At 35.8% G+C, this 19,170-nt stretch carries 15 protein-coding genes; all 15 read left to right on the plus strand.

Features of this window, described 5'->3' with window-relative positions:
* Nucleotides 1-157 precede the first annotated feature (157 nt).
* Nucleotides 158-721 (plus strand): hypothetical protein, encoded by a 564-nt coding sequence (locus ACJJVP_RS11995; RefSeq protein ID WP_405413960.1) that lies wholly within the window; start codon nucleotides 158-160, stop codon nucleotides 719-721.
* Between the two features lie 21 nt (nucleotides 722-742).
* Nucleotides 743-1,636, plus strand: a complete 894-nt coding sequence (locus ACJJVP_RS12000; protein WP_405413962.1) for an SH3 domain-containing protein — start codon at nucleotides 743-745, stop codon at nucleotides 1,634-1,636.
* A gap of 9 nt (nucleotides 1,637-1,645) precedes the next feature.
* On the plus strand, nucleotides 1,646-2,677 hold the full coding sequence (locus tag ACJJVP_RS12005; RefSeq protein ID WP_405413964.1) for a hypothetical protein: 1,032 nt from the start codon (nucleotides 1,646-1,648) through the stop codon (nucleotides 2,675-2,677).
* Between the two features lie 92 nt (nucleotides 2,678-2,769).
* Nucleotides 2,770-5,751, plus strand: coding sequence for a two-component regulator propeller domain-containing protein (locus ACJJVP_RS12010; protein WP_405413966.1), 2,982 nt, complete (start codon nucleotides 2,770-2,772; stop codon nucleotides 5,749-5,751).
* 6 nt (nucleotides 5,752-5,757) lie between these two features.
* Nucleotides 5,758-6,507, plus strand: a complete 750-nt coding sequence (locus tag ACJJVP_RS12015; protein WP_405413968.1) for a LytR/AlgR family response regulator transcription factor — start codon at nucleotides 5,758-5,760, stop codon at nucleotides 6,505-6,507.
* A gap of 102 nt (nucleotides 6,508-6,609) precedes the next feature.
* Nucleotides 6,610-6,969, plus strand: a complete 360-nt coding sequence (locus ACJJVP_RS12020) for a DUF4844 domain-containing protein (protein WP_405413970.1) — start codon at nucleotides 6,610-6,612, stop codon at nucleotides 6,967-6,969.
* A gap of 95 nt (nucleotides 6,970-7,064) precedes the next feature.
* Nucleotides 7,065-7,718, plus strand: coding sequence for a hypothetical protein (locus ACJJVP_RS12025; RefSeq protein WP_405413972.1), 654 nt, complete (start codon nucleotides 7,065-7,067; stop codon nucleotides 7,716-7,718).
* A 524-nt stretch (nucleotides 7,719-8,242) separates the two neighbouring features.
* Complete coding sequence (locus ACJJVP_RS12030; RefSeq protein ID WP_405413974.1) at nucleotides 8,243-9,883, plus strand: TldD/PmbA family protein; 1,641 nt, start codon at nucleotides 8,243-8,245, stop codon at nucleotides 9,881-9,883.
* 25 nt (nucleotides 9,884-9,908) lie between these two features.
* Nucleotides 9,909-11,225 (plus strand): TldD/PmbA family protein, encoded by a 1,317-nt coding sequence (locus tag ACJJVP_RS12035; RefSeq protein WP_405413975.1) that lies wholly within the window; start codon nucleotides 9,909-9,911, stop codon nucleotides 11,223-11,225.
* A gap of 96 nt (nucleotides 11,226-11,321) precedes the next feature.
* A complete protein-coding gene (locus ACJJVP_RS12040) occupies nucleotides 11,322-11,942 on the plus strand; it encodes a DUF4159 domain-containing protein (RefSeq protein WP_405396345.1) in 621 nt (206 codons plus the stop codon).
* A 12-nt stretch (nucleotides 11,943-11,954) separates the two neighbouring features.
* Nucleotides 11,955-12,959: an AAA family ATPase gene (locus ACJJVP_RS12045; protein WP_405413977.1), complete on the plus strand. Its 1,005-nt coding sequence runs from the start codon at nucleotides 11,955-11,957 to the stop codon at nucleotides 12,957-12,959.
* A 22-nt stretch (nucleotides 12,960-12,981) separates the two neighbouring features.
* A complete protein-coding gene (locus ACJJVP_RS12050; protein WP_405413979.1) occupies nucleotides 12,982-13,881 on the plus strand; it encodes a DUF58 domain-containing protein in 900 nt (299 codons plus the stop codon).
* A gap of 1 nt (nucleotide 13,882) precedes the next feature.
* A complete protein-coding gene (locus ACJJVP_RS12055) occupies nucleotides 13,883-15,181 on the plus strand; it encodes a BatA domain-containing protein (RefSeq protein WP_405413980.1) in 1,299 nt (432 codons plus the stop codon).
* Nucleotides 15,182-15,204: 23 nt separating this feature from the next.
* Complete coding sequence (locus ACJJVP_RS12060; RefSeq protein ID WP_405413981.1) at nucleotides 15,205-17,418, plus strand: tryptophan-rich sensory protein; 2,214 nt, start codon at nucleotides 15,205-15,207, stop codon at nucleotides 17,416-17,418.
* The gene (locus ACJJVP_RS12065) at nucleotides 17,411-19,162 is read left to right on the plus strand and encodes a hypothetical protein (RefSeq protein WP_405413983.1); all 1,752 of its coding nucleotides are present in this window, start codon (nucleotides 17,411-17,413) and stop codon (nucleotides 19,160-19,162) included. The genes ACJJVP_RS12060 and ACJJVP_RS12065 overlap by 8 nt, the downstream gene beginning before the upstream one ends.
* Nucleotides 19,163-19,170: the final 8 nt, after the last annotated feature.

Below are 19,170 nucleotides of genomic sequence, written 5' to 3' on the forward strand. Positions count from 1 at the left end.
TTGTAATAAACTCAATAAAGAACAGGTACAGAATAAATAATTACAGCATATTCAACGAATTCTAGATGAGGTGCTACGAATACTAGAACACCCTCATAAAAGCGCTGTCTCTGCTGTAATTTAGTAGTGTAGAAAGAAAACAACTAAAAATAACAGTATGAAAAATTTAATCCTATTCGCCTTTTTATTCAGCATTTGTATCACCAATGCACAGGAGTTTCAATTAACGGATACCTACGATATCACGAACCAAAGAAGTAGTGGTCAAGAAGAGGAAGACACCTGGTTGGTAGACGTAATCGAATCAAACAATCCAGAGCGTCTTGTGGCAACATTGTCAATTGCCGATTTTGGTTTATTAGATGAAATACGCATCTCGGTTTTAAGCAATCCGGATTTAGAAGATATCAATGAAATCTTAAAAGTAACCCTAGAATATAACGCTTGCTGTTCAAGCACAGAAGAATTCTATTATTTGGTAAGTAATGACAATGATTTTATCGCGTTGCCAAGTATAAAAAATGAGTATGCCTACGAACCTATTTTAGACATACACTACATTTTTCCTAACCAATTATTCGGTAAAGAAGGAACCATACTAAGAGCAGCATTAGAATACACAGAAACAGCTACTATTAAAGATATTAAAGTACTTAGAAGCATTGCCTGGAACGACGATGATTTTGATACTGAAGACGCTATAACAGCAATTAATTATTAATAACCCTTAAAATTTAGAATTATGAAAAATTTAAAGAAAAGTGCCTTATTCCTATGCTTATTTGCATTTGTAAACATGTTCGCCCAAAGTATAGAACAAGTAGAATTTGAAGTGATGGATAAAGATATTCCTGCAGAAGAACTAACGTATGAGTATTTATTGGCTCACAAAGTATTTCTTCGTGAAAAGCCATCTGTTAGAAGTAAAAAAGTAACACTTCTAGATATTGGAACTAAAATGGTACTGTGGGAAAAAAGCATGTACTCTAAAGAAATAGATGGCATCAATAGCCACTGGTACCGAGTAACCACAGGCAATGAAACCGGATGGGTTTGGGGAGGCATGATCGCTCAGAAATCCTTCGGGAGTATTGCAGACAACCAAGTGAAGTTTGTGTACGGTTATGAAAGTAGTGCCAAAAACGAATCAGGTATTACAGAAGTAAAATACCAATTACGTGCCTTTAAAAACGGACAACAATTAGACAAAATGGTGTTAGATAGTTTGGCTGCGATTCCGGTTCATATTGAAAACCACGGTAGTTTAGGTCTATTCAATGTAGAAGATGTGATTACAGTAGATTTAGCTGATAAAGACACAGGTTACCAAGTAGGTAAGAGCTACCTGTTTTGGAATAATGGTAGATTCAAGAAAGTGGCAGATTTAATAGATTATGCAGACACCAATTACTTAAAGACCGAGTCTTTTGTTTTTCCGTCGGATATGCAAGGCGTTAAGAGTACTATTTTACTGAAAACGACCATTACAAAAAACATCAAAACACTTGATGATGCATTGGCTCAAAACAACGTAGAATTCATTACCACTTCTTATGTGTGGAACGGCTCTAAGTTGACAGAAAAAGAACAAGTTCGTGAGGTTAAGGATGATGCTGTAGTTAGTATAGACTTTTAAAAAATAATTATGAATAAGTGTTTAATTATAGTATTGGTTAGTGTGCTGATGCTAGGTAGTAAGAAGCCGTTTTCGCAACAGTCGGAGGCGGCACTTGCTTCACCTAACAAAAAAGAAATGGTACAAGGAGCTATAGTATTTATTGCTGGTTTTGATGAAGGTGATAATACCTATTATAGCAATGCCAAGCAGTATTTTGTAAAACAAGGAATGCAAATTGTAGATAGCTTATATGCTATTGATGAGATTGTAAGTTATCTAAATAGTGCAGGAGAAAATCAAGTACGTTTTAAAGAAATACACATTGTAAGTCATAGTAATGCCTGGTTGGGTATGTCTTTAAAGACTACAAAAACAGGAGAGCGAATTACCGTTTCCACTTTACAAAATGCAATACAAGATTATAGTATAGAAACGATTTGTGAGAACATTGCTAGTAGTTCTAAAATCATATTTCATTCGTGCGGATTAGGAGAAAATCAACCCTTACTTCAAGAATTGAAAAATACGTTTAAAGCAGAGCAAGTAGTGGCGTCCTCATATTTTAATGTATTCGGTGGTAAATATGCAAATCACTATTTGGCAAAGCCCTACTACGGCTATTACCCAACAGCAGAATCTAAAGGACCTGCGCATCTTGCAAAGGAGTTTAAACAAGCATATCCTGATGTAGCTATCGATTGGTTTACTGCGTTAAAGACAAGGCAAGAGTCTTCATTTGGTAAAGCCTATAGTTTCAAGTTTAATATTCCGATAGATTGGGAGTTTACTTTTGATACTGTTACCGATATTCCTACTTTAGAAGACAAAGAAGCAATTATGGATTGGATTTCAGAATCTCCAGAAATGGCTGAGGTACTATTTAAATTGAACATTCCGATAGAAAAATTCCGTTGGAGAAGTAGGGTACAAGGAAATAAATTAATAATAAAAGGAAAAACAACCGTACTCTGCGTATTGGCACCTATTTTGCAGGCTAATGATACCAGTGAGTACCAAAACACAAACATACAAGACCCTATATTATATCAAATATTATAGGCATAACAACGTTAGATAATTACTTAAAATAGCACACATATTTGAATCTGCTTAGAACATACGTCTTATTGGTATTTTGTTTCTTTGGAACAATGTACATTGCTGCGCAAAATAGCCAGCTACGAGCATATACCATTGCAGATGGTTTACCACAGTCTCAAGTATATGATATTGTACAAGATGAAATGGGTTATCTATGGTTAGGAACCCAAGGTGGCGGATTGGCAAATTTTGATGGCGAAACCTTTGAAGTATGGAATGAAAGTGACGATTTACTCTCTAATTATATTGATGCCTTATATACGGCAAATGACTCGCTTTTTGTGGGAACTAGAAAAGGACTTTCTATAAAAGTAAAGAACAACTTCCTAAATTTTAATTCCCCACAAATACTTGAATTCTACAATGCTGAAAATGTGCTGTATGTAGGTACTAAAAAGGGACTCTATATCTATTCTAAAAATAAAGAATTAAGTAAGGTTACTATTAATCCTGAAATAGATTCTAGCGAAATCAATTCCATTCTTTTTGATGGAAATTACTATTGGTTAGCAACCAATAATGGCTTATGGAAACTGAATGAATTAAGAGATATAGCAACAGAAAAAACAAAATTAGAAGTCAATAATTTTAAGTCCGTTATTGCACATCAAAACAAAATTCTTGCGGCTACTTTTGATGATGGTGTTATTATATTAGACCAATATAATAACGATGACAGGTTTTTAATGCCAGAACCATCGCGTATAAACTCCATGTCAATTCAAAATACAGATGAGCTATGGATAGCTACTGACAATGAGGGTATAGCAATTGTAGAGACGAATACCTTTGCTGAGGTCAAGCAATTGAATACAGCTAGTGGTTTAGCAACTCCGCATATTAGAAAAGTAGTAAAAGATGACAATGGCAATTTATGGATTGCTACATCTGGTGGAGGATTTTACAAGTACTTTCAGAATAACTTTAAGCACTATAATCAAAGATCAGGTCTAAAGGGAAATCGGGTTTATGCCGTGCATAATGCAGCAGACGGATTGTGGTTTTCCACATCAGAAGCTGGTTTGGCAAAAATCGATTCCATGGGAATTCACGCACTACCAAGTAAGGGTACATTTTTCGATGTCAAAATCAAGACAATCGATAGCGATTCAAAAGGCAATATTTGGGCAGGATCAGACAATAGAGGGCTTTTATTTCGAGAAACTAAAATGGTTGATAGTTTAGTGTTCTCATCAAGCGAAACTTTTTTAATTCAGATAGATACCGTTTCCGTTGAAAGAACCACCAATCATATCATTGATGAGAGCAAAGGCTTTCCTTCAGATTGGGTGCGTACCGTAATTGCCGAAGATGATTATATCTGGGCAGCTACGTATGCCCATGGTATTGTGAAATTCAATTACTATTCATATAATGACAGCCTTGTGGTTAGAAAAACCTTTTCTAAGCGCAATGGTATTACCGATATGCTAATAAAAGGCATGGTAAAAGCACCAGATGGTAAGCTGTGGTACTCCACGCAAAATGGTCATTTAGGGTATATAGAAAATAACAAGGTTACCAATATTGAAACCGGTTTAGAACAACAAACTGCAGTTAATACTATTTTGTTTCATGATGATACTATTTTCTTAGGTACATCAGGTAAGGGTATTTGGTATGCGAACAGCACTAATCCTGTAAATTTTCAGCAATTAAAAGGAAGCAAGAATTTATCTTCTAATAACATCTATCAGCTCATTTTCGATGACCAAGGGTACATGTGGGCAGGTTCCGAAAGGGGAGTGGATAAAATAGAATTAAATACTGATAACGAAATTGTAGACGTCTATCACTTTGGTAGAAATGACGGATTTTTAGGCATAGAAACCTGCTTAAATGCCGTAGATAAAGATGACTCTGGAAATCTATGGTTTGGTGCCATTTACGGATTGACCAAACATGTGCCTAGTGAAAGCAAAAAGGCATCGTTACCACCAACAGTTTATTTTACGGGAGTAGAGGAGCGGTACAGGAATATTGATTCCTTAATTCTAAAAGACTGGACAAATAGTAACAAGGTACTACAACTAACTCCAGAGCAGACACAACTAGGTTTTTCATTCAGAACGGTAGATGTGGATCACCCAAATGAAATTGAGTACAGAACACGATTAGATGAAACGGATTGGAGTCCGTGGGTAAAAGAGAACAAGCAAAATTTTGCGGGTCTGGCTTATGGGTCTCATACTTTTCAAGTGCAATCTAGAAATTACAGATGGCAAGAAAGTGAACCTATAAATTTCGGTTTTTTTATTGATAGTCCGCTGTACAAAAAAGACTGGTTTCAATGGTCCGTTTTAGCATTGGCAATTGTTGTATTGTTAAGTGTTGGGTGGTTTTACATTCGTAAGATAAAAGCAAAGAACAAAGCGGAGCAAGAACGATTGAAAACACAGAATTACCTGCTAACCTTAGAGCAGAAAGCATTGCAATTACAAATGAATCCGCATTTTATATTCAATGTTTTAAATGGGATAAAAGCAATGGCAGGCAACAAGCCAGAAAAGATGGATGCCACCATTAATAGCTTTGCCATATTATTGAGAGAAACACTTCAGAATTCAAGGAAAGAACATATTAGTTTAGACCAAGAAATTAAGGCGTTGCGGCATTATGTAGAAGTAGAGCAATTAATGGCACAGAAACCTTTTGAGTATACTATCAGGGTAGAAACTAACCCTGATGCCGAAGAGATATTGATTCCGCCAATGTTAATTCAGCCATTTGTGGAAAATGCCATTAGACACGGCATTTTAAAAGGCAATAAACCGGGCAAGCTTGAGATAGGTTTTAGTACTAGCGAGACCCATTTACAATGTAGTATTATTGATAACGGATTAGGTATTTTTAAATCGCAAAGCGAAAAGCCAAAAACAGACCATCAATCTATGGCATTGACCGTTACCAAAGAAAGGCTAGAATCTATTGCAGGTACCAATACCCTGCATATCAGTGAAATCAAAAAAGAAGAAGGTAGTATTGATGGTACCAAGATTACCTTTAAAATACCTTTACTAACAGATTATTAGAGACCTATGCATACAGCGATAATAGTAGAAGACATGATCGATGCCATGACCCTTTTAAAAAAGGATATTGAGACGCAACACCCAGAAATTGAAATTATCGCAACGGCACAGAGTGTAGTGGAAGCCGCTAAGGTACTGCGCAAGAATCAGCCAGACATTCTGTTCTTGGATATTATGTTGGGTGATGGTACGGGCTTTGATATTTTAGAGATTTTTCCAGACCTGAAGTCGAAAATCATATTTGTAACTGCCAGTGATGAATTTGCGATACGCGCTTTTAAGTTTGCCGCAATAGACTACGTATTAAAACCATATTCGAATGAAGATTTGAGTTTAGCGTTATCTAGAGCAAAAGAGCAATTACAGCCAAATAAAGAACGCTTACAGATTTTAAAGGAAACCATTGCAGCGCCGGAGAAAAAGCCCAATAAGATATCGTTGCACACGCTAGATCAAATTATCATTGTCAGCTTAGATGACATTATACGGTGCGAATCTGATAGTAATAATACCATTTTTCATCTACAAGATAAACGCAAGATATTCGTAACAAAGACTTTAAAGTACTTTGCCGATTTATTAAGCAGTCACGATTTTGTTCGTGTACACCAAAGTCACCTGGTCAACCTGCAATGCATTAGTGCATATATAAAAACCGATGGAGGTTATTTAATGTTGAAGAATGGAGAGAATGTACCGGTATCTGTGCGTAAGAAAACCGAGATTATTGAGATTTTAGATAAGATGCATAGGTAGGCAATAGCTATCATTATTAATCACAATTATAGAAAAATGAAATTATTTGTAATTATATTGACTTTTTGCACGTTTGTTAGTAACGCACAAAAATCAACAAATATGCATACTCCAAAAGATGCGAAAGAAAATTTTGAGAAATTCATAGCAAAAGAAAAATTTGTGAAAGAAAATCATTATCCAGGTATTGGTATTGAAAAACTAAAGCCAATTTTAACAGATAAAATAAATCTAGCTGCAAAAGATTTTCTTTTTGTTTCCCAAATGGAAAAACCAACCGATTCTATATATCTTGAAAAAATTGCAATAGGAACCAAACGATTTTCTGATGTATATCTAGATATTGACACAGAAGATAGAGAAAGGATTTGTGGTTATTTTATGGAGTTAATGGATATAGTGGAATTACAGAGTTCAAATGGGCTACTTATGAAGTTTATGTATAATATTAGACTTGAATAGATAATATATAATTGTCTGGAGAAAACCGAAATTATTTAGATTTTGTTTAAGATACATAGGTAGGTTGAGGTTAATAATAAAATTGTTCTTAAAAAATGAAAAAACAGTTTCTGATTTTAACTTTAATATTGATTTCTAAGCAACTATTTGCGCAAGATACTTTGGTCTTTTCTCAGAAAAATTCTTCAATGTTTAGTAATAAATATTATTTATTTCCTGAGTCAAAAGTCTTCGAACATAGATATAACACTGATGACGGACAACTTTGGTATGGGAAAGGAAATTATGAAATAAAAAGAAATAAATTGTTTTTAAGTTTTAGAGATTCTGAAAAGGCAATTAAAAGTAAAAATCAAATTGCTAAAATTTATGATCGCGTAAATAAAACTGACACTTTGATTGTTCAGATTATTGATAAGCAAGAAGTTGCATTTGTGCATATTAAATACAACGAAGAGTATTTTTATGGTGATTTAGATAACGGATTAGTAAAAATTCCAAAAAGTAAATTTAAAGATATAGAAAATCCGATTATAAAGACTTCACTTCAAGGTTCACCCATAGCTATAGAATTGACTGAAATTTCAGAATTAAATTTTGTAAAGATCACAGGTATTGATATTAATACGATATATCATTTTGAATCAAATTTCAAACGAAATTTATCTTTCAAAAAGAATAAATTAAAATCAAAAGATTTTTATAATACATCAAAAAAAAGGAAAGTAATATTTATAGTTGAAGAATAAAAAAGGCATTGTTATTCTATAGATTCGATATTATTGATTTTTTATTCAATATGTACTGAAAAGTAGGGTGATATCAAACCATTATTTAAATCACTATGAGAAGCATTTTTTTTATTCACTATATCACTGATTTCTCCTTTGTTACCAGATTTTTCATTGGTTGACAATAATAATAAACCGATTTCAGGTCATTATGGCTTTCCTTGTCGAATCAGTTTAGTAAAATAATTATCCTTACATCCAATTTTCAATTTCCTTTCCTACCCTTCCGAAGAACAAAAAATCAATGCCCCATTTTTATATTATTCTCAAAAGCGGTATTGAATGTTATAATTTATGTTAAGGTTAACATAATAGTTTCAAAAGCCTAACTATTTTTAGAGGGCACGAATTCAGTTACATATTTCAAACTAACCGTAAAAAGGGATATTCACGAGTTGTCCTTATTACATATGGTAAGCTTAGAAATAGTTGTTTTCTTAAAGAACAACGCTAACAACATTGAAACACTATAAAACTAACACATGAAAAGAAGAGATTTTGTACAGTACGCCGGGTTGGGTGCCGGAGCACTAATGATGCCATCATTATTGCTAGGAAATGACATCCCCACGGAGGCTTTGCTAGAACCTGGTATGGATACCTTGGTAAAAAAGAGAATGGCAGATGTGGCATTGAACACAGCCAAATCTTTAGGGGCAACATATGCAGATACCAGAATTGGTAGGTACTTGAACCAATATGTATTCACTAGGGAAGATAAAGTACAGAATGTAGTAAATACAGAATCTTTCGGTATCGGTATTCGTGTTATTGCTAATGGAACTTGGGGTTTTGCCTCAACCAATAGCGTTACCGAAGACGGTATTAAAAAAGCAACAGAACAAGCTGTTGCAATCGCCAAAGCAAATTCTAAAATTCAAAAAGAGCCGGTAAAACTGGCTCCCGTAAATGCTTACGGAGAAGTTTCTTGGAAAACACCGATCAAGAAAGATTTTAAAGAAGTACCTGTTTCAGAAAAGGTAGACCTTTTATTAAGCGCAAATGCAGCCGCTTTGGATAACGGAGCAAACTTTGTGAATTCCGCCTTATTCATGGTTAACGAGCAAAAATACTTTGCATCTACCGATGGTTCTTATATAGATCAAGATATACACCGCTTGTGGCCAACATTAAGGGTAACTGCTGTTGATAAGGCTGCGGGTACTTTTAAGACTAGAGAGAATATGAGTGCACCTGTAGGTATGGGGTATGAGTATTTAGACGGATTAGAATCTGAAAAACTTGAAGGTCCTGCAGGGTTACGTTTATACAGAAATAGTTATGACATGGTAGAAGATGCTACTATGGCAGCGAAACAAGCTAAAGAAAAACTAACGGCAAAGTCAGTTGATCCCGGTAAATATGATTTGGTTTTAGAACCTAATCACCTAGGGTTGACTATTCACGAATCTGTAGGTCACCCATTAGAATTAGATCGTGTATTAGGCTACGAAGCAAATTATGCCGGTACTAGTTTCGCCTCTTTGGATAAATTGAAATCAGGCAATTTTAAATACGGTAGCGATATTGTAAACCTTGTTGCAGATAAGACCCAAGTTGGTTCTTTAGGCGCTGTTGGTTATGATGATGAAGGAGTGAAAGCCAAGAAGTGGGATTTGGTACGTAACGGAGTATTGACAAATTTCCAAGCCATACGTGACCAAGCACATATGATTGGTGAAGAGGAATCTCACGGTTGTTGCTACGCACAAAGCTGGGACGATGTTCAGTTTCAACGTATGCCTAATGTTTCTTTAGTGCCGGGCAAAGAGAAATATTCTATTTCTGAAATGATCAAAGATGTAGAGAAAGGTATTTATATAGCGGGTCGTGGATCATATTCAATAGATCAGCAACGTTACAATTTCCAATTTGGTGGTACTGTTTTTTACGAAATTAAAAATGGTGAAATCGTGGGCATGTTAGAAGATGTAGCATACCAATCAAATACCCAGGAGTTTTGGAATTCATGTGTTAAGATTTGCGATAAAGATGATTACCGTTTGTTCGGTACATTCTTCGATGGTAAAGGGCAGCCTTCACAGGTGAGCGCAGTATCTCATGGTAGTTCTACTGCCAGGTTCAATGATGTAAACGTAATTAACACCGGTAGAAACATTTAATTGTTTCACTCAAAAAAGAACAACAATGGCAATTTATACAAAAGAAGAAGCAAGAAAAATATTGGAGAAAGCATTGAGCTTTTCCAAAGCCGATACCTGCGAGATAAATTTAAGCGGTTATAACAGCGGTAATATAAGATATGCACGAAATACGGTATCTACATCTGGGTACAGTTCTAATCAAAGTTTGGCGGTACAATCTAGTTTTGGTAAAAAATCAGGTACGGCAACTATTGATGAATTTGATGATGCATCATTAGAAAAGGTAGTAAGAAGAGCCGAGGAATTGGCGCAATTATCTCCTGAAAACCCTGAGTTTATGGAACCTTTAGGTCCGCAGATGTATGATGAAGCAATTACGTATAGTGAATCAACTGCAAATGTAACTCCAGAATATAGAGCAGAAGTAGCGAGCAGCAGTATTGTTCCTGCAGATGCAAAAGATGTTACAGCAGCAGGTTTTTTAAATGATTCCGCGGGTTTCAACGCAATGATCAATTCTAAAGGATTGTTCGCTTACAACCAATCTACGGATGTTGATTTTACGGTAACCATGCGTACCAATGACGGTACCGGTTCTGGTTGGGTTAAAAGAGATTTTAACGATGTAGATAAGTTCGATGCTGATGAAGCTGCAAAAACCGCAATCGACAAGGCAGTATTATCTAGAGAAGCAAAAGCTATAGAGCCAGGTAAATATACAGTGATATTAGAACCGGCTGCATCGGCAGATTTATTGCGTAATATGTTTAGATCATTAAATGCACGTTCTGCAGATGAAGGTAGAAGCTTTATGTCTGCACCAGATGGTAAAAATAAAATTGGGGAGAAAATAGTTGACGAACGCGTTAATATTTATTCAGATCCATTGAATCCGGAAGTGCCTACAGCAACTTGGAACGGCGAAGGGCAACCAATTAAAAAGACAAGCTGGATTGAAAACGGAGTCGTTAAAAACTTGGCGTATGATCGTTTTTGGGCAAAGGAGAAAGGTGTTGAGCCAGTTCCTTTTCCGTCGAATGCGATTATGACTGGTGGGGATGCCAGTTTAGAAGAATTGATAAAGAGTACCAAAAAGGGAATTCTGGTAACACGTTTATGGTACATACGTAGCGTTGACCCGCAGACCTTATTATATACGGGACTAACAAGGGACGGAACGTTTTACATCGAGAACGGAGAAATTAAATACCCTGTAAAAAACTTCAGGTTTAATGAGAGTCCGATCATCATGTTAAACAATTTGGAAACCCTTGGGCAGCAAGTACGTATCAATGGTAATCTAATACCGTATATGAAGGTTCGTGACTTTACGTTCACCAGTCTTTCAGATGCCGTATAAATGACATTATGAATATCTAAACTGGTTGTTTGTGACACGTCACGACAACCAGTTTTTTCTTTTTTCTATCGGAATAAAAACACAAATCAATTGCCCTTGAGCAACGAATTTTTCTTCACGAGATTACAGTATGAGTCCGGCGATTGGGATGTGGATCAACGTATGCCTTCTAATTTGTTGAATTCATTGGTAGAGTACACCACCTTGAAAGTAGACACCCAAGAAAAGATAATCACACTAGCGAGCGATGATATTTTTAAGAGTCCGTTTTGCTATATCTCAGGACATAAATTGGTAGAGTTTACTAAAAAGGAACAAGATAATTTTGAGAAATATGTGCGCAACGGAGGTTTCGTTTTCGCAGATGATTGCAATCATGACATTGACGGATTGTTCGCTAAATCTTTTGAAAGGCAAATGGAAGAAATATTTGGTCCGTCCGCATTAAAAAAAATACCCAACGACCACGAAATCTATACCATATTCTTTGACTTTGAAGATGGACCACCAACCACATCACAAGAGCTGAACGGCTGGGGAGATGATTTGGTGCATGATTATTTAAAGGCAATTGTCATCAATGGAAGAATAGGGGTGTTGTACAGTAATAAAGATTACGGCTGCGAATGGGATTATGATTTTAGAAATAAACGTTGGTATAAAATAGACAATACACGGTTTGGGGTAAACATCGTCATGTACGCCTTAACCTCATAAACACATTTTTGAATGGATAAAGAATTACAACGTATTGCAGATGAGGTAGAAATGCTTTCCGGTAAATTGAATGCTTTAAAGCAAGAAATAGGAAAGGTGATTATCGGTCAAGAAGAAACCGTATCGCAATTATTGATTACGTTTTTAGCCGGTGGTCATGCTTTGTTAGAGGGAGTACCCGGTTTGGCAAAAACCTTAATGATCAGAACTTTGGCAAATGCAATCGATTTAAAGTTTAAACGTATTCAGTTTACACCCGATTTAATGCCCTCGGATATTATAGGTACAGAGATATTAGAAGAAGACCATACCACAGGTAAAAAGTTCTTTAAGTTCAATAAAGGACCTATATTTTCTAATATTATACTAGCGGATGAAATAAACCGTACACCGCCAAAAACACAGGCGGCATTGTTAGAAGCGATGCAAGAATTTGAGGTTACTTACGGAGATAAAACATATCCTTTAGATAAACCATTCTTCATTCTAGCAACACAAAACCCTATAGAACAATCGGGAACCTTTGTTTTGCCAGAAGCACAGCAAGATCGTTTTTTACTATATATAAAAATTGGATATCCTACTCAGAAAGATGAGGAAACCATTTTAAAGGCAACTACTGGAGGTATAAAGAAGAAATTAAACAAGGTAATTTCTGGTGATGATATCGTACGGTTACAACAGTTAGTTCGCGAAGTTTCTATAAGCGATGCTTTAATCAGTTTTGTGAGTGATATGATTCGTGCTACAAGACCGGAAACCACAACAGATGCTTATGTAAAAGACTGGGTAGACTGGGGTGCAGGTCCGCGTGCAGGTCAAGCAATGATCTTAACGGCAAAGGCTAATACATTGTTAGAAGGTCGGTTAGCGGTTACGCTAGACGATATTAAAAGTGTGGCGTTGCCAGTGCTTCGTCATAGGGTGTTGGTTAATTTCAGGGCAGAGGCAGAAGGCATCACTTCAGATAAAGTAGCATCACATTTATTAAATGCTATTGAAATAAAAGGCAAATAAACAACGCTCCATTATCGAGTACATGGCAAAACAGGACTATCACGATTTATTAAAACCAGAGGTCATCAATACGGTTGAGGGACTCTCCTTGATATCCAGAATTGTGGTCGAGGGCTTTACGTCTGGTTTAAATAGAAGTGCCAGTGTGGGGCCTGGTATGGAGTTTAGTCAGTACAGAGGTTACGAACCTGGTGACGATTTACGCTTGTTGGACTGGAAAATGCTGGCACGTTCGGGCAGGTACTACATTAAGCAATCTGAGATAGAAAGTCAGGTGACTATTAAGTTTATTGTAGATGCCAGTGCTTCAATGCTGCATAAAGAAAAGGACTTAACTAAAGTTGATTTTGTACGTGTCTTGGTGGCTACACTAGCATATATGGCTCATAAGCAAGGAGATTCTGTTGGTCTTATCGCACTCAATGAAAATGATGTGTTCAGTATTAACCCCAAGGCAGATAAAAAGCATTACAACAGATTGCTGCTAGAATTAATTAATCTTTCTAACTCTGGTAAATGGCCAGAAACCCATATTTCTAATAAGCGCATACCGAATAGAGGAGGAAAAGAATTGATTTTCTTTCTAACCGATATGTATGAAACCAGCGAGGAGATTTCAAAGTTTATCAAAGGATTAAAATCTGCCAGAAATGAAGTTGTGGTACTACAGGTGATGGGATCAGCTGAAATGGATTTTAATTACGGTCCAAACATCACTTTTGAAGATTGGGAAACAGGGGCGCGAGTAAAAGTAGATACCGAAAAAGCTAAAACAGAATATTTGGCTGCTCTAGAAAGTAGATTGAAAAAGGTTAAAGAAGAATTACTTTCAAACGGCATTGATCACTATGTCTTTCGTATGGATGCACACTTGGGTGAAGCATTACAATTATTTTTAAAACAACGTAAAAGACTCGGTTAATATGTCATTCGCACAACCTTCATATTTATGGGCTTTATTGGGACTTTTAGTTCCGATAGCAATCCATTTATGGAGTAAAAAGGAAGCGAAAACTATAAAAATTGGTAGTGTTCAACTGCTATCAGAATCAAAATCAAGACAATCTAGTAGTATTCAATTAAACGAATGGTGGTTGTTGCTACTGCGTATGGCAATTATTTCCCTGATTACTTTGGTCATGGCAAAACCGCAATGGCAATCAAAGGTGAACAACTGTAAACTGACCTATGTTATTGAACCTGAATTAGCCCGGAATGAAAATTTCATGGCTCGTTTTATTGATTTACAGGCAGATCAAGAAATAAGACTATTACAATCAGGTTTGCCTGAAAACGATATTGAATATGTCAATTCACAAGATTTCAGAAGTGTCGATTACTGGTCATTAGCATCAGAAATGAATACCTTAAAAACAGATAGTATTATTGTTTTTACCCACGGATATGCAAAAGGACTAAAAGGCGCTAGACCCGAAACCAATCATGATATCAATTGGATAGTTTTGGATTCGGCTCAAACTGTTGAGAAGCCTTTATTAGCATATCAGAAAGAAAAAAATATAGCTTTATTTACAGCCAATAACAGTCCGGTAGTTTCAAAAATAGCAACGAAGACTATTGAGCTAGGTGATGCATACCAACTAACATCAAATGGTGATAGTTTACAGGTTTCAAGTTCAAGTTTAAGTTCAGTAAAAATTCCTTTAATTCAACAATCTGCTTTAGAAGTTTCTTTGGTGTATACCGATAGTCTAAGTACAGATAAAAGTTATATTGAAGCAGCATTGGCAGCTTTATCGACTTACTTAAATAGAGAAATAAAAGTCGAAAGTTTTTTAGATAGCGAATTATTGGAGAATAAAGAAGCGGATTTAATGATTTGGTTGAGTACTAAACCTATTCCTGTTTCGGTTGGAAAGACACTTATATTTAAAAACGATTCCATTTCTAATACGCTGATAATAAAAGGAGAAGATGATGACACCTTTTATATAACAAAAAGAATCACGACAGAAAATGCAGTCTCCGGGCGATTAACAGAGAACCTACTAAGCATTTTAGATGTCGATGAAGAGCTACGTGAACTACAAGCTAATGCTGATATTCGCTCGGTTACAGAAACAGATTTAAAAACAAATTTCATTGATAATAAAGAATCGAAAACACACCAAGCCAGCTGGAGTCTGAATCCGTATTTGTGGATTGTTCTGCTAGTATTATTGATTGTAGAACGCTTTGTAGCATATAAACGAAAACAGTAATGGAATCAGGTAAACTACACTTGATGAAATTTCACAGGCGATGGCAAATCTTGTCATACGCAGAAGCTGTCTTGTATGCTGTTGGTATTGCCATTCTTTTTTATTTAGCATCTAAAAATCTATGGCTTGGCGTTTTAAGCTTTGTAGTTGCGGTAGTCGCAGTGCTTTTTATACAGAAGCCTTGGAAACATAATTTAGCTACCACAGGCACTTATGTGGATGCACATGTAGATGAAGCATCGTTTAGTACAGGACTATTGTTGCAGCCAGAAGATTCATTATCAAATCTCGCCAAATTACAACGCTATAAAGTATCAGAAGAGCTTAGCAAAAGGCTAGGTGCTATTCATCCGCCAAACAAATTAAAACAAGCGGTATTGGTTACGCTAGGGTTGGTATTACTTGGTATTGTTGTTCAGAAATTAGACTTGTTTAAAAGCGTAGAAAGCATTTTAGGGAATGCTACTAACGAAACACAAATTCAGTTTATAGCAACAGATAGTATTAGTGAGAAGTCCATCATTCCAAAAATTTCTAGTCAAGATATTAGTGTTACTTATCCTTCCTATACCCGAAAAGGTACAATTGCTGTAAGTGACCCAAACATAAAGACAATTGCTGGTGCTACGGTTCAGTGGCTATTGGTCTTTGATAACTCTGTTACTGAGGTTTACTTAGACCGCATGGGGGAACTAATTCCGTTGCAAAAAGGCGAAAACGGGTATCGTATTAAACAAGTATTGTTAGAATCGGGATTCTATAGTTTCAAATTCAAGAATGAAGACGGTATTGAATTTACATCAGATTTATTCTCGTTGGAAGCAATACCCGATAATCCGCCAGAAATAGAGATTTTAGGATTGGAGCAGTACACGTATTTTGATTTTTCAGATAAAAAAGTTGTCGAACTACAAAGTACAATTACCGATGATTACGGAATTGACGAAGCCTATATCATAGCAACCGTAAGTAAAGGATCGGGAGAATCGGTCAAGTTTAGGGAAGAAAAATTGAATTTTAAGCAAGCTATTACAAAAGGTGTGAAATCTATACGAGCAACTAAAACGCTGGATTTAAATACCTTAAAAATGGAAGTAGGCGATGAGCTTTATTTTTATATTGAAGCCTTTGACGAAAAACGACCTAAACGAAATGTGTCGCGTAGCGAAACCTACTTCGCTGTAATTAAAGATACGGTTGGTGAGCAATATGGTGTGGAAGGAACCTTGGGCGTAGATCAAATGCCCGATTATTTTAGAAGTCAGCGACAGTTGATTATCGATACCGAGAAGTTGATAAAAGATAAACCGAGGATTACGATTACCGAATTTAATTCGAGAAGTAATGAACTGGGGTTTGACCAAAAAGCGTTGCGCTTAAAATATGGTCAGTTTATGGGCGATGAATCTGAAATGGAAGAAGCTCCAGAAGAGATTGAAAGTGAAGAAGAAGGTGAGGACCATGATCATGCTGAAGATCAAGAAAATGTAATAAAAGAATTCATGCATGACCATGATGGTGATAATGAGCATAATCTGGTAGAAAAGCATGAACATCATGAAGAAAATGATACCGAAGAAGCAGAAGATCCATTACACGACTATCTTCATAATCATGATGATCCTGAGGAGTCTACTCTGTTTGAAGAATCTTTGAAAACAAAATTGCGAAAGGCATTAAGCATTATGTGGGATGCCGAATTACACCTACGATTAAACGAGCCAGAAAAGTCATTGCCATTTCAATATGAAGCTTTAAAATACATTCAAGAAATAAAGAATAGTGCCCGTATTTATGTACACAGAATAGGTTTTGATCCACCACCAATAAAGGAAGACAGTAGACTTACCGGTAAAATAAAGGATATAGAGAATTATCGAAAGAACGAAACTAAAGAGGTAGAAAATCCTTTTAAAGCACTTGAGAATGCAGTTGCTCGCTTAGAACAGTTCATTCAGCAAGAAAGCACTTTTAATGAGGCTGATAATGCCCTTTTTACAGCCGCAGGCAATGAATTGGCTCAATTGGCTATAGTTAACCCAAGTAAGTATTTACGAGTGTTACAGGGTTTAAAAGGAATTGAGAATAATACGGAGCGAACAATGGCTAATTATAAATTCGTACAAAAGGGATTATTAGCAGCTTTACCCAAAACACCACAAATACCTGGGGCTAAAAAAGAGTATACAGATGAAATCAATTCATTATTTCTAAAACAATTACAGGTGTATGATTGATGGATTCTCATTTATACAAAAAGAGCTCATGATCCCCATCTTACTTGGCGGATTAGTAGTTTTTAATAGCTATGTTTGGAAAGAATGGAAGACCAAGCGTAGTGGTCGGTTTGTAGTAAATACTATTGTTGCTTTAATAACCGTCTTGGCTTTGGTTGTGTTAATTCTAGAGCCTACAAAAGAGGTAGAAATTAATGATAGTCAGGCAGTAGTGTTGACCAATAATTTTGATGAGATACTAAAAGACAGTCTTTTAAACCGTTATGAGGGATTAAAGTTTTTAGATTATAATCCTAAAAAATCGATTCGTAAAGAGCTCGATTCACTTACTAGTGTTATTGTACTAGGTGATGGCATAGAACCGTATGATTTTTATTTGTTTGATAGTCTACCAACTACCTACATTCCTAATGCTGCTCCAATGGGAGTAACACAATTGAACTATACGGAACAGCTTGTAATAGGTGAAGAATTAATGGTTTCTGGCAGTTATTCTCAACCAATTGAAAAGTCATTTTTAGTACTACAAGATTCAAGGAAAAACGGGTTAGACTCTATTCAGATTACTGAAGATAAGAATGCAGATTTTAACCTAAAGACTCGCCCAAAACTAGCTGGAGTTTATGTATATCAATTAGCTGTTAAAGATAGCGCAGGCTTTGTTTTAGAAACGAATTCGATACCTATAGAGGTAATGAGAAAAGAACCGTTACGGGTTTTGATTTTAAATACCTTCCCCACGTTTGAGACCAAATACCTAAAGAATTTCTTGGCGGAATCTGGTCATGAAGTTATTGTTAGAAGTCAGTTGACAAAAGGGAAATACAAGTTTGAATATTTCAATACGCCTACGCGACCAATATATAAGTTTACCAAAGAGACCCTTAAAAATTTTGATATTGTAATTGTTGATGCTGAAACTTATACGGGTCTTGGAAATTTGATTAGAAAAAGGTTTGAAACAAGTATTGAAGAACAAGGTTTAGGACTATTTATTCAGCCAAGTGATTTTCTGTTTAAAAGCCGAAGTAACAATGCTTATTTTAAATTTAAACGTGATAGGGTGAACACTGTGAAATTACCAGTTTATGCCGCAGAAACAGAAAAGTACCCGTATCATTTCAGTGATCAATTATTAGTAGAGCCAATTCATTTAGGTGGAACATCAAACTTGGCAGCGTATAGACAAATAGGAAAAGGTAAAATTGCAATTACCACATTATTAAATAGTTATCAGCTTTTGTTGAATGGTAAAAGTGAAGTATATCATGGTATTTGGACCACTATTTTAGATAAGATAGCAAAGAAGAAAGGGCAGGCAGTTTCTTGGCAATCCAATACGAAATTTCCTAGAATAGACGAGCCTTTTCATTTTGAGATTCGAACAAATTTAGAGGAGTTCGGTATTATAAATGAAGATAGTATTTCGATATCGCTTGTTCAAAATGCATTGCTGCCTAGTCACTATTCAGGTACTATTTATCCGAAGAAAACAGGTTGGAATTCAATGCAAGTTGAAAATGATAGTACGAACTTCTCATACTATGTTTTTGAACATAAAGATTGGAACGCTTTAACTAGTACTACAAACATAGCAGCCAATAAAAATCAATTCAAAAAAGAAACTCTAAAAAACAGGACGGTTGTTGTGGACCGTCCTGTTTCTCTACTAGTATTTTATATCCTCTTTTTATTAGGGGTAGGGTGGTTATGGCTTTCGCCAAAATTATCCACTGAAGGCTAAACTACTTT

It is taken from the genome of Maribacter sp. Asnod1-A12 (genome assembly GCF_045063735.1).
In the GTDB taxonomy this organism is placed as follows: Bacteria; Bacteroidota; Bacteroidia; order Flavobacteriales; family Flavobacteriaceae; genus Maribacter.

Excerpts from the sequence above, each read along its gene's own strand:
- ACJJVP_RS12060 (WP_405413981.1), top strand. The coding sequence starts at position 15,205 with ATGAAATTTCACAGGCGATGGCAAATCTTGTCATACGCAGAAGCTGTC.
- ACJJVP_RS12025 (WP_405413972.1), top strand. The coding sequence starts at position 7,065 with ATGAAAAAACAGTTTCTGATTTTAACTTTAATATTGATTTCTAAGCAA.
- ACJJVP_RS12055 (WP_405413980.1), top strand. The coding sequence starts at position 13,883 with ATGTCATTCGCACAACCTTCATATTTATGGGCTTTATTGGGACTTTTA.
- ACJJVP_RS12035 (WP_405413975.1), top strand. The coding sequence starts at position 9,909 with ATGGCAATTTATACAAAAGAAGAAGCAAGAAAAATATTGGAGAAAGCA.
- ACJJVP_RS12005 (WP_405413964.1), top strand. The coding sequence starts at position 1,646 with ATGAATAAGTGTTTAATTATAGTATTGGTTAGTGTGCTGATGCTAGGT.
- ACJJVP_RS12020 (WP_405413970.1), top strand. The coding sequence starts at position 6,610 with ATGCATACTCCAAAAGATGCGAAAGAAAATTTTGAGAAATTCATAGCA.
- ACJJVP_RS11995 (WP_405413960.1), top strand. The coding sequence starts at position 158 with ATGAAAAATTTAATCCTATTCGCCTTTTTATTCAGCATTTGTATCACC.
- ACJJVP_RS12045 (WP_405413977.1), top strand. The coding sequence starts at position 11,955 with ATGGATAAAGAATTACAACGTATTGCAGATGAGGTAGAAATGCTTTCC.
- ACJJVP_RS12010 (WP_405413966.1), top strand. The coding sequence starts at position 2,770 with ATGTACATTGCTGCGCAAAATAGCCAGCTACGAGCATATACCATTGCA.
- ACJJVP_RS12030 (WP_405413974.1), top strand. The coding sequence starts at position 8,243 with ATGAAAAGAAGAGATTTTGTACAGTACGCCGGGTTGGGTGCCGGAGCA.
- ACJJVP_RS12050 (WP_405413979.1), top strand. The coding sequence starts at position 12,982 with ATGGCAAAACAGGACTATCACGATTTATTAAAACCAGAGGTCATCAAT.
- ACJJVP_RS12000 (WP_405413962.1), top strand. The coding sequence starts at position 743 with ATGAAAAATTTAAAGAAAAGTGCCTTATTCCTATGCTTATTTGCATTT.
- ACJJVP_RS12065 (WP_405413983.1), top strand. The coding sequence starts at position 17,411 with ATGATTGATGGATTCTCATTTATACAAAAAGAGCTCATGATCCCCATC.
- ACJJVP_RS12015 (WP_405413968.1), top strand. The coding sequence starts at position 5,758 with ATGCATACAGCGATAATAGTAGAAGACATGATCGATGCCATGACCCTT.